The sequence below is a fragment of the Dokdonia genika genome (assembly GCF_042652845.1).
Classification (GTDB): Bacteria; Bacteroidota; Bacteroidia; order Flavobacteriales; family Flavobacteriaceae; genus Dokdonia; species Dokdonia donghaensis.
In genome coordinates this window covers 472,134-489,083 of sequence record NZ_JBHSHB010000007.1, presented here as the reverse complement: position 1 = coordinate 489,083, position 16,950 = coordinate 472,134, and the positions used below count along the sequence as shown (strand labels likewise).

Below are 16,950 nucleotides of genomic sequence, written 5' to 3'. Positions count from 1 at the left end.
AGTTTGCACCCCGTTAAAATTTTGGTAAAGTGCAAGCAATCACAGCTCATAATCAGATTTCTAAAATCGTCAGTCAAGCAAAAGCGCAAGGTAAAACCGTAGGTTTTGTACCCACAATGGGTGCATTGCACAAGGGTCACGCCTCACTAATAGACTATGCACTCAAAGACTGTGCCCTTATTGTAGTAAGTATTTTTGTAAACCCCACGCAGTTTAATAACGCTACAGATTTAGAAAAGTATCCCAGAACCATAGAAAAGGATCTCGCTTTTTTATCTCACTATGGGTCTAAGGTCACTGTTTACAACCCGTCACCAGAAGAAATCTATGGGGATAATGTGTCTTCAAAAGGCTATGATTTTGGCCATTTAGAAACCGTAATGGAAGGAGAGCATCGCCCAGGACATTTTGATGGTGTAGGTACCGTTTTAAACATTCTTTTTAGACAAGTTAATCCTCACAAGGCATATTTTGGCGAAAAAGATTTCCAGCAACTCACCATTGTGCGCAAGCTCGTTGATATAGAAAATCTTGATTTAGAAATTATAGGTTGCCCCATACATCGCCAAGAGAATGGTCTCGCGATGAGTAGCCGCAATGCGAGGCTTACAGCACATCAACTTGATATCGCTCCTTTCATATACGAGTCGCTATTGTATGTAAAAGATAATTTTGACACACATTCGGCACGAGAATTGAAAGCATATATCGAGTCTATCTACAAAGAAAAAGATGGACTAGAGCTGGAGTATTTTGAGATTGTAAATATCAAAAATCTTCGTACGCTTTCGCGAAAGCGTAAAAATCAACAATATCGCGCTTTCCTTGCCGTTTATGCTGGCGAGGTGAGACTTATAGATAACATCGCCTTAAATTAAACACCTTATTATTACCTTTGCACTATGCTAGTAAATGTTGTAAAATCAAAAATACACCGCGTTAAAGTAACGGGTGCAGAACTACACTATATAGGAAGTATCACTATAGATGAAGATCTTATGGATGCCTCAAAAATTATAGAGGGAGAACGAGTTCAAATCGTAAATGTAACTAACGGTGAACGCCTTGAAACGTATGCAATACCGGGACCACGCAACAGCGGTGAGATCACTCTTAATGGCGCAGCTGCTCGTAAAGTGGCAAAGGGAGACATCCTTATCCTTATTACATACGCCTTTATGGAGCTAGACGAAGCTAAGGAGTTTAAACCTACGCTTTGTTTTCCTAACGAAGAGACTAACTTACTCAAGTAAGCTTGTTTACAAAAAAACATACAAGCCTTGCGCTTAAAATTATACTCCCACTCGTGGGAGTTTTTTTGGTTTGGTATCAACTCAACAAAATGACTGTGACAGAGCGCAGTGATATGTGGGAAGCTATCAAAACGGTAGACCCTATATGGATAATTATCTCTTTACTTTTTGGGTTGTTTAGTCATTTTTCAAGGGCTTATCGCTGGAAATTTTTGCTAGAACCTCTGGGCTACAAGCCTAGATTTCGCTCGAGCTTTATGGCAATTCTCATAGGCTACTTTGCAAATACATTTATTATACGATCTGGAGAAGTACTACGAGGAGTGTCACTGTCACGCACAGATAATATACCGTTTGAAAAAGCCTTTGGAACTATTGTAGCAGAGCGCATTGCAGACTTAATTGTACTCCTCTTGGTTATGGCTACTGCGATTGCCTTACAGTCTACTGCTCTTGTTTCTTATTTTAGAGATAATGCAAATCCTATGGGTTTTATTATACTTCTTATTGTCGGGATTGCGACGGGTATCGTAGGGTTAAGATTACTTAAAACTTCCTCTCACTCATTTATTAAAAAGATAAGAGATTTTGGTCTTGGGCTTTTAGATGGCATCAAGAGTATACTTAAGATGAAGCATAATGGTGCTTTTATTTTTCACACGCTCTTCATATGGTTTATGTATATAGGAATGTTTTGGGTAATGAAATTTACAGTACCTGGCATTGCAAGCGCTCCACTAGGAGTAATTCTTGCATCTTTTGTAATAGGAGCTTTTGCTATGAGCGCGACTAATGCTGGTATGGGTGTTTACCCTATAGCAATGGGTGCAATTTTTAGCTTTTTTGGTTATGAAGGCGGGATCATTTTTGGATGGTTACTCTGGGGTACTCAAACTATTTTTAACGTGGTAGTAGGAGGTATTTGTGCCTTAATAGTACTCATATTTAATAAAGGCTGATTTTTTTACTACTTTAGAGCTTAGTAATCTAAAACAAGCCCCAAATGAAATTACGTTTTTTAACACTCATTATCAGTTTTTTAAGCCTACCGCTATTTGCACAAATAGACTATAAAGAGATTTCTTCAGATATTCTAGGAGAGACAAGACAGCTTAAAATACAACTACCTCGTAATTATGAGGGTAATGTAGATAAAACCTACCCTATTATCATTGTTATGGACGGTGATTACCTTTTTGAACCTGTCGCTGGTAATGTAGATTACTATAGCTACTGGGAAGAAATGCCTCAAGTAATAGTTGTGGGTATTAATCAAGTAGAAAGTCGCAATGATGACACCTATTATGACGAGGTAAGCAACTTACCATCAGACACAGGTGCTTCGTTTTTTGAATTTATAGGCCTAGAGTTAATGCCTTACCTAGATAAAAATTATAGAACAAGTACTTTTAGAATTGCAGTAGGCCACGATCTCACAGCAAATTTTATGAACTATTACCTTATGAAAGACCCTGCACTCTTTCAAGGATATATATCTCTTAGCCCAGACATCGCTCCTCAAATGGAAGAACGACTTACTGCTAGATTAGGAGCCATCGATCAAAAACTCTTTTATTACCTCGCTACTGGAACCGAAGATATAGGAGCCCTACGCAACTCTATTATCCAGCTAGACAGCCAGATTAAACAAGTTAAGAATGAAAGCTTGCAATACAATTTTGATAATTTTGAAGGAGCAACTCACTACTCACTCGTGGGAAGAGCTATACCAAAGGCATTAGAGCAAATGTTTTCTGTGTATAGACCTATAAGCAAGACAGAATACAAAGAACACTTACTCAAAAGTGACGCTCCGTATGACTATTTAATAGATAAATACGCTACTGTAAAAGACCTCTTTGGCCTAGATGACCCTATACGAATCAATGATTATGTTGCGACTGCAACAGCCTTAGAAAAGAAAGGAGACTGGACGGGGCTTGCAAACCTTGGGCAACTAGCTAGAAAACAATATCCAGAGACTATGCTAGGTAATTACTACCTAGCTTTATCTCTTGAAAAGGCTGGGGAACCTAAGAAAGCGATGCGCACTTATCAAAATGCTTTTCTACTAGAAGAAGTTTCTTTTCTTACTAAAGATCTTATGCTCGATAAAGCAGATAAAATAAAAGAGGATTTTGGCTACTAACCTTGTGTAAAAAACAATAACGCTTACGCGAAAAAATAAAAAGCTACCCACTATTAATGAATAGCTTTTTTTTACACATACATTTCAGTCCCTCAAATGAAATGTATACCACAAAAATCTCAAAAGATTGATGGTTTTGACCTATACCCTAGGTATAGTTTTCACCTAAACCACCGTATTTATTACCAAAAGCACCATTATTCTAAAAAAACTTGATCTTTAACAACCCATTTAGATTTGACAATCCTACTACGCTACATATTACTATTTACCCTTCTCTTGACCACTAGCTTCACTACTCACAGTCAAAAAGTAGCAGATGCTCTAGAGGTAACTTCTTTTGAGTACATAAGAGACGTAAATAATAGTATCACAAAGTCCACCCTTCTAACAGAAAACTTCAAACCAATAGATCAAAAAGATTTAAACTGGGGAAGTCAGAATGGATGGTACTGGTTTAAAATCACGCTAGATCTTAAAGAAAGTGAAGAAGGTGTTTACCACTTTAAAGTTCCCTCCATTCACATTAAGAATTTCTCTCTTTATCAAGTATCAAATGACACTTTAAAACATCTAGGCACCTCTGGAAATAATATTGACATTAAAAAAAAACCTGAGCTTGAGAGACTCACAAGTGTACCTGCAACAATGCAGCAAGGAAAAAATACATTTTATATACAGACTTTTTTCTGGCACGAGGCTTACTTCCCACTTACCATTGTAGATAATATTACTTACCAGCGCAATAACTTTACATCGCTTGCATTTTCTGGCAGTTATTTTGGTTTTGCCTTATTAGTAATCATCCTTAACTTATTTATGTATTTCACCTTTAATGAAAAGGTGTATTTATATTACGTATACTTCCTGTTTGCAACCTCTGTAAGTATCTTTTATGATGATGGCTTTTTCTCATACTTCTTTCCAAGTCTCATAGATTACTATGATTTCCTAGAGATGTTATTACACTGGATTTGTGGGCTTACAGCACTATTATTCTGCTTTACATTCTTGAGAATCGAAAAGGTGCTTCCTGGCATTAAAAAATGGTTTTATATAGCCCTATTCATATCTGCTGGATTTTATGCTGGGAGTTTGCTGCTAGATAACTTCTATCTATTTAGATACGCTGGGTATATGATGTCTTCATTACTTGTTGGTTGCTGGCTACTTTGCTGGTATATAGCTAGAAGATATAATTACGCATACATACTCGTAGTCGCATACCTCATATTGCTCTTTTCTTCTATAGGTCACTTTGCTGTGCGAGTAACTGGTTACCAATTTATTGAGATTACTTCAAATCAAGTAAAATTTGGTGGTATTATAGAAATGCTCATTCTAGGCACAGCACTACTATATCGCTTTAAATTTATAAAAAGAGAAAACCACGACATACGAAACCAGTTAGAACACTATGTAAAAGAGTTACAAAACGTAGCAAACACAAAAGAGCAAACACTCCAAGAGAGTGTAGATCAAATCAGTATAAGTCACAATCTTTCTAAGCGCGAGACCGAAGTACTTTTAGAACTCTCTAAAGGTTTCACAAATAAACAAATAGGAGAGGCCTTACACATCTCTATAGCTACAGTAAAATTTCACACTAGTAATATTTATGCAAAACTAGATGTGTCTAATAGGTCAGAAGTAATTGAGAAGGTAACCTAATATGTTTACGCTTTCGCGAAAGCGTACTCACACCCCCTACAACCTTACTCACCATCTTGTGTATATCTTAGTGCCGCATCACCAGTATTGCATCGTATGATTTCCTAATTTAGCCAAAAGCTTTTCTCTCAATGGCCAAAATTAAAACCACCTTTTTCTGTCAAAACTGCGGGACCCAGTATGCCAAATGGCAAGGGCAATGCAACGCCTGTAAACAATGGAACACCATCGTAGAGGAAGTAGTACAAAAAGCCGACAAGAAAGATTGGAAAAGCAGCACTACAAAAGTTTCAGGACTTACAAGAACAAGCAAGCCACTTAAAGTAGCAGATATCTCTACCGCCTCTGAAGCGCGTATGAATACAAAAAATGGCGAGCTTAACCGTGTGCTGGGTGGTGGACTTGTACCAGGATCGCTTACACTCTTAGGTGGAGAACCAGGTATAGGGAAAAGTACACTGCTGTTACAAATAAGTCTTGCTCTACCTTATAAAACACTATATGTTTCTGGTGAAGAAAGCCAGCAACAAATAAAAATGAGAGCAGAGCGCATACATCCAGAAAGCGACCAGTGCTACATTCTCACTGAGACAAAAACCCAAAACATCTTTAGACACGTAGAGGAGGTACAGCCAGATATCGTGATTATAGACTCTATACAAACACTACACTCAGATCATATAGAGAGTACAGCAGGCAGTATTTCTCAAATACGAGAAACCACATCAGAGCTTATACGCTTTGCAAAAGAGACAGCAACGCCAGTGATTCTTATAGGTCACATCACAAAAGATGGTAATATAGCTGGCCCTAAGATACTGGAGCATATGGTAGATACCGTACTACAGTTTGAAGGAGATCGCAACCACGTATATCGCATACTTAGGGCACACAAAAATAGATTTGGGAGTACCAGCGAGCTTGGTATTTATGAGATGCAAGGCTCAGGCCTTAGGGAGGTAAGTAACCCGAGTGAGATACTCATATCAAAAAATGATGAGGAATTAAGCGGTACAGCCATTGCCACTACAATGGAAGGAATGCGACCACTTATGATAGAGATACAAGCACTTGTGAGCACCGCAGTATATGGAACACCACAACGTAGCTCTACGGGTTATAATGTAAAGAGGCTCAATATGCTTCTAGCCGTACTTGAAAAACGAGCTGGATTTAAACTAGGTGCAAAAGATGTGTTTCTTAACGTGACAGGAGGCATCTCTGTAGATGACCCTGCGATAGATCTTGCCGTGGTAGCAGCCGTATTATCAAGTAACGTAGATATCCCTGTAGATAAGGCAATGTGCTTTGCTGCAGAGATAGGGCTTGCAGGTGAGGTAAGACCCGTAAACCGCATAGAACAACGCATTCTGGAAGCAGAGAAGCTAGGTTTTACCAGTATTATTATTTCAAAATACTGTAAAATACCAGATAATACTTATCATATAAATGTGATAAAAGTGGCTAAAGTGCACGATGTAGTGAGACACTTATTTGGGTAATTACGCTTTCGCGAAAGCGTAAAAAAAACGCCACCCTAGGGTAGCGCTTCTTAATAAGATGTACAGTATATTTATGGTGCAGGGTTTGGTATCGCCTCGTGTACCTCATCTATAGCCTTAAGAACCTCTTCAGAAAGGGAAACAGATGCACTGCCTATGTTTTCTTTAAGCTGTTTCATACTGGTAGCTCCTATAATATTTGCCGTAACAAATGGCCTATCATTTACAAAGGCAAGCGCCATTTGTGTAAGGCTTAAACCGTGACTATCTGCAATTGCTTTATAACGTCTTGTAGCCTCAAATGAGTTATCACTATGATAGCGACTGTAGTTAGGAAACAAAGTAACACGCGCATCTTCTGGATAACCATCAAGGTATTTACCTGTAAGTTGCCCAAAACCAAGAGGTGAGTATGGCAGTAAGCCTAAACCTTCTCTATGTAACACCTCTGTAAGACCTACCTCGTCTGTGCGATTAAGTAAGCTATATGGGTTTTGTACCGTTACGGCTCTAGGTGCTCCTTTACGAGCTTCTTCCATAAATCGCATTGTCCCAAACGGTCCTTCGTTTGATAAACCTATATGCCTGATTTTACCCTGCTTTACATAGGTGTCGAGACTTTCTAAAATGGTTGCAATATTATCTTCCCACTGCTCGCTACTGTCGTGCTTGTAACCTCGTTGCCCAAAGTAATTTGTATTACGCTCAGGCCAGTGTAGTTGATAAATATCTAGGTAATCTGTCTGAAGACGTTTAAGACTCTTGTGTAAAGCATCTTCTAGTGCTCCTTTTGAAAAACCTAGGTTATCTCTTATAGGTTTAAAAGTAGGGCTAGGACCCGTAATTTTTGATGCCAGCACAATCTTATCACGATTCTTATTTTTTGCAAGCCAAGTCCCAATAATGGTCTCTGTAGACCCTTGATTTTCGGGTTTAAAAGGAACACTATACATCTCTGCAGTATCAATGAAGTTTACTCCATTATCAAGCGCATAGCTCATTTGCTCGTGTCCTTCTGCCTCAGTATTTTGACGTCCCCACGTCATAGAGCCTAGGCATATTTTTGATACTTCTATATCTGTATGCGGTATTTTATTGTATTGCATCACTTCTTATTTACTTAAAAATTGAATTTTTAATAGGTGTAATATCACTTGCCTTGACAACTATTGTATTAGCCCAGATATCACCTAACCTCTGCCTCTTATCAGTATTATTTATTGTTATAATCGCAATTAAACCAAACATAAACATATCTATTGGATCTAATAAATGCCTTTTTAAAGACTCTTTAAACGTAAGATTTCTAATCTTCATATTTGCCGGCAATACTTTCAATCCCATTATGGAGTTTCCAAGTGTACCTCCTAATAATGATTCAAAAACAACAGTGAGAATCAACCATCCCGTAACTGGTATTAACGCCGGCAATCCATTGAGATGATATGTTCCCTCTACATCAGGAGTGCCAAAAGCAAATATCAATAGGAAGGTTAAAGAATAAATTATAGTATAATCTATAAATCCCGCCAAGAATCTACGTTTGAGATTAGTTTTATAAATCATTTTTAATCTATCTCTTGTAACAAAGCCTTTACCTCATCAAGTTTTGGTGTAAGGATTACTTCTATTCTTCTGTTTTTGGCTTTATTTTCTGGCGTGTCATTTTCGGCTACGGGAGCATATTCTCCTCTACCTGCTGCTGTAAGATTTTTGGGATCTATTCCTTTATGCTGGCGCAGTATGTTTACAATAGATGTTGCTCTCTTTGCACTAAGGTCCCAGTTACCCTGTAGGTTACCACTTCCTCCATAAGGCACATTATCTGTGTGTCCTTCTATAAGCACAGCAATCTCTGGGTTATCTGCAAGCACACTACCTAGTTGCCTTACTGCCTTCGTTCCATTTGTACCCACGGTCCAGCTACCAGAATCAAAAAGAAGCTTGTTTTCAAGTGAGACATATACTTTCCCATCTCGTTGCTCTACAGTAAGGCCTTTACCTTCAAAATCTGTGAGCGCTTTAGATATCGCATCTTTAAGACCTCTCATTTTTGCATCCTTTGCCGCAATAAGACCTTCTAGCTCATCTACTCTGGCAGACCTGTCTGCTAGATCTTTTTGTAATCTCTCTAGTCGCTTACGCTCTGCTTCAAGCGCTGCTGTTTTTTCGGCAAGATCATTTTGTTTTGATTCTAACTCTTCGAGCAGTTGTCTGTTCTTCTTTGAGTTTTCTGCTATTGAGGCACTGCTGTTAGTCTCTAGGGCATTATAGCTGTCTTGTAATTGTGCAAGATTTGCCTTTGCAGCATCATACTCTCCACTTACCTCATTGTATTTATTAGATAATGCATCAAGATCTACTAGAGCAAGATCACGCTCTTCTTTAGTTTTTTCTAGAGCAGCTTTTGCCTCGGCAAGCTCCTTAGACATATTGCGGTTATCTTTTCTAAGGCGGCTATATTTTGCCTCAAGATCTTTAAACTTTTTTGCAGGCACACAAGACACTAGCGCACTCACAGCCAGAAGGCATATCAGTATTTTTTTCATTTTATAACTTTATTTGTTGTGTAAAATTTAGTGATCTTTATGATAAGTCTAGCTCTACCATATGAGGGCAGTGATCACTATGCTTTGCATCAGAGAGTATGATTGCTCGTGATATTTTATCTTTAAGAGGTTCACTCACCATATTATAATCTATACGCCAGCCCTTATTGTTTGCCCTAGCATTTGCTCTATAACTCCACCAGGTATAGTTATCTGGTTCTTTATTAAGATGTCGAAAAGAATCTATAAAGCCACTCTCCATAAAATTACTTATCCACTCGCGTTCTACTTGTAAAAAGCCACTTACCTTCTTATTACGCACAGGGTCGTGTATATCTATAGCCTCGTGACAAATATTATAATCTCCACCTATCACAAGATTAGGTTTATCTTGCTTGAGCTCATTTACGTAATCTTGTAATAAATCCATATACTCCAGCTTGTGCTCAAGGCGGGCACTATTAGTACCAGAAGGTAGATACATACTCATCACAGACACGTCATCAAAATCTACACGTATGTTGCGCCCCTCAAAATCCATAGAGGCGATACCAGTACCATAGTCTATGTGCTTTGGTGTCTTTTTAGTAAGTACGGCTACTCCACTATATCCTTTCTTTTGTGCACTAAACCAGTAGTGCTCGTATCCCAGTTCTTCAAAAACGGCAACATCTACTTGGTCTGGTGTAGCTTTAGTTTCTTGTAACAAGACCACATCTGGATCTGTTTGCTTAAGCCAGAGTGCAAAATCTTTGCGCAAGGCAGCACGAATTCCGTTTACATTATAAGATACTATTTTCATACGTTGCTTGATTAAAGTGCTAAGTTATAAATTAGGTTTTTTCACTCCTCTTAAAAACCTTATAAAGTTTACCTTTACGAGTAGGCACTATTAAGCCTAGTATGGAGTTTTACTATAAATGCGGTTATTTTACGTCATCATATGTTTTCTATTTACCAGCGCGCTACTGGCTCAACAAACTCGTACAGTAAAGGTTGCGACTAGAGATACTATTGTGATAGACTCTGTAAGTATTAATCCATCCCTTTTTAGTATAAAATCACTAACGGGTAAGACAGTAGACAGTTCTCTTTACACTATAGATTATGCTAAGAGTATTCTTTCGCTTAAAGCGAAAAAAACTACGCTCCCAGATAGTCTAGAGATTACATACAAACTATATCCAGATTTTCTCACTCGCCGCTACTCAAAATTTGACAAAAGTCAAATAGTAGAAAGCACTGGCGCTCTAGATAAACTTGTAAGCCTTGGTGTTGATAAAAGAAAAAATAGCACCCAGCCCTTTTCTGGTCTTAACGTGAGTGGAAGCATTTTAAGAGGAGTCGCCGTGGGTAATAGTCAAAACAGCACGCTCAACTCCGAACTAGATTTACAAATAAGTGGTAAGCTTAGTGAGAAAGTTACTTTACGGGCTTCTTTACAAGATGCAAACATCCCAAGCCAGCAAGGAGGGTATTCTCAAAATCTAGACGAATTTGATCAAATATTTATAGAACTCTTTTCAGACAACTGGAACATAAGAGCAGGAGATATAAATCTTCAAAACACAGATTCCTACTTTGGGCAGTTTACAAAAAAGATTCAAGGGCTTTCATTATCAGGCACTATTAATCACTCAGACACAAAAAGCACAGACCTCTTTGGCTCTGGTGCGCTCGTACGTGGGGTATTTACACAAAGTACATTTACAGGTCAAGAGGGTAATCAAGGACCTTATAAACTCACAGGACCTAATGGCGAACTTTTTGTGCTTGTGGTCTCTGGTAGCGAGACAGTATACGTAAATGGCATCCCGCTGCAACGAGGAGAAAATGAAGATTATGTAATAGATTACAATGCTGGAGAAATACGTTTTAACGCTACATATCCCATCACAAGCGAGATGCGTATCAATGTAGAGTATCAATTTTCTGAGCGAAGATATACTCGCGTGCTGGCTTATGCGGGGGGAAGCTTTCGCGAAAGCGATAACCTAAAAATTGCTGCTCACGTATATTCTGAAAGTGACATAAAAAACCAGCCTTTACAACAAAACCTAACCGCCGAACAAGTTGCCATTCTAGAAGCCGCAGGAGATAACACTGCCGAAATGGTAGCACCCAGTGCCGTACCCGATACCTTTGACACTAATAAAATACTATACCGGCAGATTATAGTAAATGGTGTAGAGGTCTTTGAGTTTAGCACAGACCCAGATGAGTCTCTTTTTCAAGTGCGATTTACTAATGTAGGTGTTAACCAGGGTGACTATGTTTTGAATACAACAAACACATTACAACGCACCTTTGAGTACGTAGCTCCAGTAAATGGAGTGCCACAGGGGTCTTTTGCACCAGAGGTACAATTATTTTCACCCACGTTACTGCAACTAGGTGTTGTAAATGGTAGTTATACACCATCTGAGAAGACCTCTATAAATTTTGAAGCTGCAGGGAGTAAAAATGACACTAACACATTTTCTACTCAAGATGATGATGATAATAACGGTTATGCTTTACACCTTGATGTAAATCAACACCTTATCAAGAAAGATAGCACCAAGCTTCTCAAAGCATTTGTAAATTGGGATTATATTCAAGAAGACTTTGTAAATGTAGAGAGGCTTTATAATGTGGAGTTCAATCGTGATTGGAATTTGGAAAATTCGCTGGCAAATGCAAATGGACTCTTGCTAGGTACACAAAATTACAGCACGCTAGGCCTTGACTATACAGATCTGCAAAATGGCGCACTTACGTATACTTTTCAAAATCTACATTTTGATGGATACTATAACGGTTTGCGACATCGTCTTTTAGGTAGATGGCAATTAGGAAATCTAAAAACTATCGCAAACGCAAGTATACTGTCTACAGATGATTTACTGCTCAGTACGAACTTTACACGAGTAAATGCACGAGCGATTTATGACTTAAAAAATGCGTGGGTGGGCAGCTCTCTGCAACTAGAAGATAACTTACGTATTGCAAAAAGTAATGACTCTATCACACCAGATAGCCAGCGATTTAATGAGTATGCCCTTTACACAGGGATAGGTGACAGCACAAATATTTATGTAGAAGTAGGTTTTAAATACCGTACTAATGACAGCTTACGACTTAACACAATAGAGCGGGTTAATACTTCAAATACGTATTACCTAAAGTCACAGCTTCTTAAAAATGAAAAGACAAACTTGTCCATCTTTGTAAACTACAGAAACCTGGTATACACAGACCAGCGAGAGAGTGAAAACTCACTTAACTCACGATTACTTTATGACCAGCGGTTTGCAAATGATATCGTTAGGTTAAATACTGTTTATGAAACAAATAGTGGCACACAACCTCAACAAGAATTTACCTATATACAAGTAGATGAGGGGCAAGGAACACACACCTGGAATGATTATAATGGTGATGGTGTGCAAGAGCTAGATGAATTTGAGATTGCACAGTTTCAAGATGAGGCAGATTATGTACGAGTTTTGTTACCTAATCAAGTATTTGTACGGACGCATCAAAACAGATTAAGCCAGCAACTCACACTGCAGCCAGGCCAGTGGTCTGGACAGAAGGGTATTAAAAAATTCTTGTCACATTTTTATAACCAGACGAGTTATATACTTGACAAAAAGGTGTTGCGCCTTGCTAACGATTTTAGTCTGAACCCATTTAACGAAGATGAAAACGAGATAGGTGCCACCATAAACTTGAGGAACACACTATTCTTTAACAGAGGTAAACAGCGGTATACTACTTCATATAGTTTTTTATCTAACACCTCAAAAACATTACTTTCTACTGGGTTGCAAGAAGGGAAATTACTCACACATCAACTTAACTTTTTACATAAGATTAAGGAGAGCTGGCTTTTTAATTTTAAAACTAGCGTGGGCAGTACACAGAGTATCGCCGAAAATTTTGTCTCTCGTAACTTTGATATTGATAATAGTGGCTTTAATCCTAAGGTGTCATACCTTTTTGGAAAGCAATCTAGAGTATCATTGTTTTATGAATTTCAAAACAAAGAAAACCAGAGCGAGGGACAAGAAAGATTAGATCAGCAAAATCTTGGCATCTCCTTTGCACTAGCAGATTTTGAAAAGATATCTGTTTCGGGTGAGATGAAGTTTATAAATAATGATTTTCGCGGAAGCGCATTCAGCCCAGTCGCTTATCAAATCTTAGAAGGACTACAACCAGGATCAAATTTTACGTGGAATGTAATCGCACAAAAAAGAATTACAAAGTTCTTAGATCTTAATGTTTCTTACTTTGGAAGAAAGAGCGAAGAAACTAGAACAATTCATACTGGTAACATACAGATTAAAGCGTTCTTTTAATTTTTTACGATATTTAAAGCACTAAAAACAACCTATTTATGAAAACAAAGCTATTTATTACCGGTATTACCTTAGTGACAGGCCTTGTGCTCGCAAGCTGCGGTCAAAAGGCTACTACTGAGGAAAAAGCAAAAGAAGAAACTACTATGTCATTTGATTCTACAGGATACACATCTGGAACAATTATACAATCTAAGGCAGAAGGTGATTGTGAGTGGACGATAAAGCTTAAAGACGGTCGTTTTTTAGACCCTATGACTATAGATAAAGATTTTATGAAAGACGGTGCTACCGTATGGATTAAGTTTTTACCACAAAGACGTATGCAACGTTGTGACAAGGCAAATCCTGTTGACCTTACAGAGATTAAAATGGCTGAGTAATAGTATCACCTATGTAAAATAAAAGAGCCGTTGCAATTGCAACGGCTCTTTATATTTATAATAAGATGTTGTTCTTATTGTACAACAATGCGTTTTACTTTTCCAGCATCACCAGTTCCTACTTTTACAATGTAGATACCTTTTGCTGCATAAGACATATTTAAGTCATAATCATAACCGCTTCCGTCATTAAAGAGTCTATGGTTTAGTAAACGTTGCCCTAGCATATTATATACGTTAAGATCTAGACGTTCATTAAACTCTGTTGTATTAAGAGAGATATTAAACTGATTATCTCCTCTATTAATAACCTGAAGTTCTGTACCTACTAAGAATGGCTCAGGAACAGAAAGACTTTCGGCAGCACAAAGTTGTAATATCCAACCATTTAAAGTACCACCATCACCATTTGCATTATCTGTAACTCTAAGTGTCCAGTCACCAGAAGAAGTAAGACCATTAAGTGTACTTAAATCTCCAGATGGAGCAAATACTCCAGTAAAAGGTGCATCTCCATCTGCTATAGAAGTTGCAGCATCACCATCAAATACCGTATTTGTAAAGTTATCTCCAGATCCACCTACTGCATTTGCAAGCTCAACAACAGTTCCATCAGGAGCAACAAGTTCTATAGTTAAATCACTATCCCAAGTGTGGGTAATATCTACAGTTACGTTTACATCTGTAAGAATAAAATCATCGGTAACGACAATTATAGTTTCTGTTACTGTACCTGAGTTAGGTCCTATAGCTGCAGAGTCAGTACTATCATAAGACAAACAAGATAAATTTGTCACTGATGTAGATGCACTATCATTTGTAGCGTCTGCATCACCGGCTAAAGCTGTTGTCGCTTCTATCACATAAGTTGCTATCTCACTCAAATCTACACCAGTTGTAAATGTGTACATTCCTGTCATTCCTGGATCGATACTAAGTGCTCCTACATTTTCTGTTACAGCACCAGCACCATCTAAAGTATAAGTTACATCAAACCCGGTTTGTGCAACAGATCCAAAGTTTTCTATGGTAATAGTAACCGTCTCTGTCATTAAGTTCTCACCCGTTGTAGGAGCTGTCACAGCAACAACACCAACATCTGCTGCTGGTATATTAGTCACATCTCTTGTAGTTGAATCATTTGCATTGTCTTCGTCAATACTATAATCTGTTGCAGCTGTAACTGAATAAACTTGCCCTTCTGTTGAAAAGTCTGCAGTTGCCGTAAACGTATATTGAGCTGAAGTAGAAGATGCAAGTGGTCCTGCAAAAGTTTCAGTAACTACTGCTCCACCATCTATTTGGTATGTTACATCTATATCTGAAGCTTCATTTTCTCCAAAGTTGAATATAGTAACAGTGATTTGTTCTGCATTAGAAAGGTTACCATCTACTGGCGCATCTATACTAGTAACACCAGTATCATTAGGAAGGTTTGGTGCTAGTTGAAAAACTCCCAAAACATTAGCACGACCACTTGTCCCTACATATTCATTTAAGAACCAGAATCCTTTATCATTAGATGGATCTACATCCATTTTTCCATAATCTCCGTAACGAGTACCAGGTATATCTCCAGATCCTTTTGCGATTAACGTTTCCTCAACCGTCATTGTACCAGGTGCATCTGCTGCATATCTACCAGTATAATAAGAGCTCAACGTTAAATCAGCTGATCCATCTGTAGGCGTAGTAGGACCCGCCATACCAGAATAACCCATACCAATGTTACCGTTTTGATCCATTGCCATAGACGCGTGCCACGCGTGCTTTCCGTCTGGTGCTGTATAAGTACCCTCTTGAAAAAGTGTCCAAGCACCTCCATCTGCAGCTTGACGTATTTCTATCCAGCGTATACCCGCAAGTTCTCCTGCAGTATCATCTGTATCAACTACAAAGTTAAAAACACCACTGTTATGGCTTCCAAATTTTCTAAACTGTGCTTGGTTCATTATAGTTGCCTGTAACGCATCAATATCTGATCCACCGTTAGGTTGTGCTAAGTTTGTAAACAGCCCTCCATCAAAAACTGAAGTAAAATCTGTTACTACAATTTCTAAAGGTGCAGAAACTGTTGAGTTGGCTGTATTGTCCCAATCCATTGTTGCTTCCCATAATTTTACGTGGTCTGTCGCTACACCTCCCCAGGCGTCATCTTGAAGATATACAATTGGACATCCTCCCGTTGTAGGGTGATTATCATCTGTGATATTAAGTGCTTGTGGACTGTGGAAACCGCTAGTTACTATACCTGGTAATTCAAATCCAGCCATCTGTGCAGCAGGATCTGGTGATCCATCTCCAAGAAATGCTCTCTCAAGAACCCATAGCTTAGTTGAGCCACTTGTATTTTCTGTTACATAATATCCGTCTCTCCAAACTGATAATTTATTATAATCTGAAATACTTGGAAAATTATATACTGTCCATTCAGTGTTTATTGGATCTGAATCATCAGAGATTGCAATTTGCACTCCGTTTCCTAAAAAAGAAACAACCCAACGATTGGCTAAGTTATCGTAAGACACTGTAAGATCACAACATCCAGAAGCAGGAAATATATTTCCTGTTCCTAATTGTGCTGTAAGAGGTGTTCCATCTTTATCAAATATTCTAAATCCAGTATTGAATACTGCAAAATAATGGTTTGGCCCTACTGCTCCAGAAGGGTCTGTAGGCTGTGAATTAGAAAGCGCAGTTTCAATAACCATATTTGGCATTCTTCCAGGCACAGTGCCAGCTGTTCTATGCTTAGTAGCCGCTAGTGCATCTGGACCTTTACTTCCTTTGCCTATTATAATTTTGTTCTTTGTAGCACGACCATCCTGCATAGGGACTGGCTTATCTACAGAAGGGATTAGTTCTGAGCGTGAAGCTATAGATGGCATTTTGGTGACAGTTGCTGCTGTAGTAACCGTAAAAGGTCCAACAGGCTCTGTCTGCTGAGCAGAAACTCCAAAGCCAAAGGCTAAGAGTGCAATGCACAACAGAAGGTTAATTTTTTTCATTGTGTAGTTTTTGGTTATATAAATAATTTGTTAAATAATTCCTAAAAATAAGAAAAACACACCTTAAAGCATAAAAAAACGCCCACTAA

Annotated in this window: 13 protein-coding genes; 8 read left to right on the top strand and 5 right to left on the bottom strand. The window is 38.3% G+C overall.

Going from position 1 to position 16,950, the window contains the following annotated elements; translation table 11 throughout:
* Positions 1-29: 29 nt before the first annotated feature.
* From panC to radA, 6 genes are all read left to right on the top strand, one after another.
* A complete protein-coding gene (gene panC, locus ACFO5T_RS03185; RefSeq protein ID WP_380031977.1) occupies positions 30-878 on the top strand; it encodes a pantoate--beta-alanine ligase in 849 nt (282 codons plus the stop codon).
* 24 nt (positions 879-902) lie between these two features.
* The gene (gene panD, locus ACFO5T_RS03180; RefSeq protein ID WP_035325908.1) at positions 903-1,253 is read left to right on the top strand and encodes an aspartate 1-decarboxylase; all 351 of its coding nucleotides are present in this window, start codon (positions 903-905) and stop codon (positions 1,251-1,253) included.
* A 53-nt stretch (positions 1,254-1,306) separates the two neighbouring features.
* A complete protein-coding gene (locus tag ACFO5T_RS03175) occupies positions 1,307-2,212 on the top strand; it encodes a lysylphosphatidylglycerol synthase transmembrane domain-containing protein (protein WP_375252582.1) in 906 nt (301 codons plus the stop codon).
* 44 nt (positions 2,213-2,256) lie between these two features.
* Entirely contained in the window at positions 2,257-3,402 is a 1,146-nt protein-coding gene (locus tag ACFO5T_RS03170; RefSeq protein ID WP_380031975.1) for an alpha/beta hydrolase, read from the top strand.
* 237 nt (positions 3,403-3,639) lie between these two features.
* Positions 3,640-5,073 carry a LuxR C-terminal-related transcriptional regulator gene (locus tag ACFO5T_RS03165; protein WP_380031973.1) on the top strand — a complete coding sequence of 478 codons (1,434 nt, stop codon included), beginning with the start codon at positions 3,640-3,642 and terminating at the stop codon, positions 5,071-5,073.
* Between the two features lie 131 nt (positions 5,074-5,204).
* Entirely contained in the window at positions 5,205-6,575 is a 1,371-nt protein-coding gene (radA, locus tag ACFO5T_RS03160; protein ID WP_298349204.1) for a DNA repair protein RadA, read from the top strand.
* A gap of 71 nt (positions 6,576-6,646) precedes the next feature.
* Here radA and ACFO5T_RS03155 read toward each other — a convergent pair whose 3' ends face one another.
* Genes ACFO5T_RS03155 through ACFO5T_RS03140 form a run of 4 tightly spaced genes read right to left on the bottom strand, consistent with a single transcriptional unit; the run spans position 6,647 to position 9,926 of the window.
* Positions 6,647-7,681, bottom strand: a complete 1,035-nt coding sequence (locus ACFO5T_RS03155) for an aldo/keto reductase (protein WP_380031971.1) — start codon at positions 7,679-7,681, stop codon at positions 6,647-6,649.
* Between the two features lie 10 nt (positions 7,682-7,691).
* Positions 7,692-8,141 carry an RDD family protein gene (locus ACFO5T_RS03150; protein ID WP_380031969.1) on the bottom strand — a complete coding sequence of 150 codons (450 nt, stop codon included), beginning with the start codon at positions 8,139-8,141 and terminating at the stop codon, positions 7,692-7,694.
* Between the two features lie 2 nt (positions 8,142-8,143).
* Positions 8,144-9,124 carry an OmpA/MotB family protein gene (locus ACFO5T_RS03145; RefSeq protein ID WP_380031967.1) on the bottom strand — a complete coding sequence of 327 codons (981 nt, stop codon included), beginning with the start codon at positions 9,122-9,124 and terminating at the stop codon, positions 8,144-8,146.
* A 37-nt stretch (positions 9,125-9,161) separates the two neighbouring features.
* Positions 9,162-9,926, bottom strand: coding sequence for an exodeoxyribonuclease III (locus ACFO5T_RS03140; protein WP_380031965.1), 765 nt, complete (start codon positions 9,924-9,926; stop codon positions 9,162-9,164).
* A 118-nt stretch (positions 9,927-10,044) separates the two neighbouring features.
* Here ACFO5T_RS03140 and ACFO5T_RS03135 point away from each other — a divergent pair, with 118 nt between their 5' ends.
* Together ACFO5T_RS03135 and ACFO5T_RS03130 are read left to right on the top strand one after the other, a co-directional pair.
* Entirely contained in the window at positions 10,045-13,470 is a 3,426-nt protein-coding gene (locus ACFO5T_RS03135) for a hypothetical protein (protein ID WP_380031963.1), read from the top strand.
* Positions 13,471-13,508: 38 nt separating this feature from the next.
* On the top strand, positions 13,509-13,853 hold the full coding sequence (locus ACFO5T_RS03130; protein ID WP_380031961.1) for a hypothetical protein: 345 nt from the start codon (positions 13,509-13,511) through the stop codon (positions 13,851-13,853).
* A gap of 74 nt (positions 13,854-13,927) precedes the next feature.
* Here ACFO5T_RS03130 and ACFO5T_RS03125 read toward each other — a convergent pair whose 3' ends face one another.
* A complete protein-coding gene (locus tag ACFO5T_RS03125) occupies positions 13,928-16,861 on the bottom strand; it encodes a proprotein convertase P-domain-containing protein (RefSeq protein ID WP_380031959.1) in 2,934 nt (977 codons plus the stop codon).
* Between the last annotated feature and the right edge of the window lie 89 nt (positions 16,862-16,950).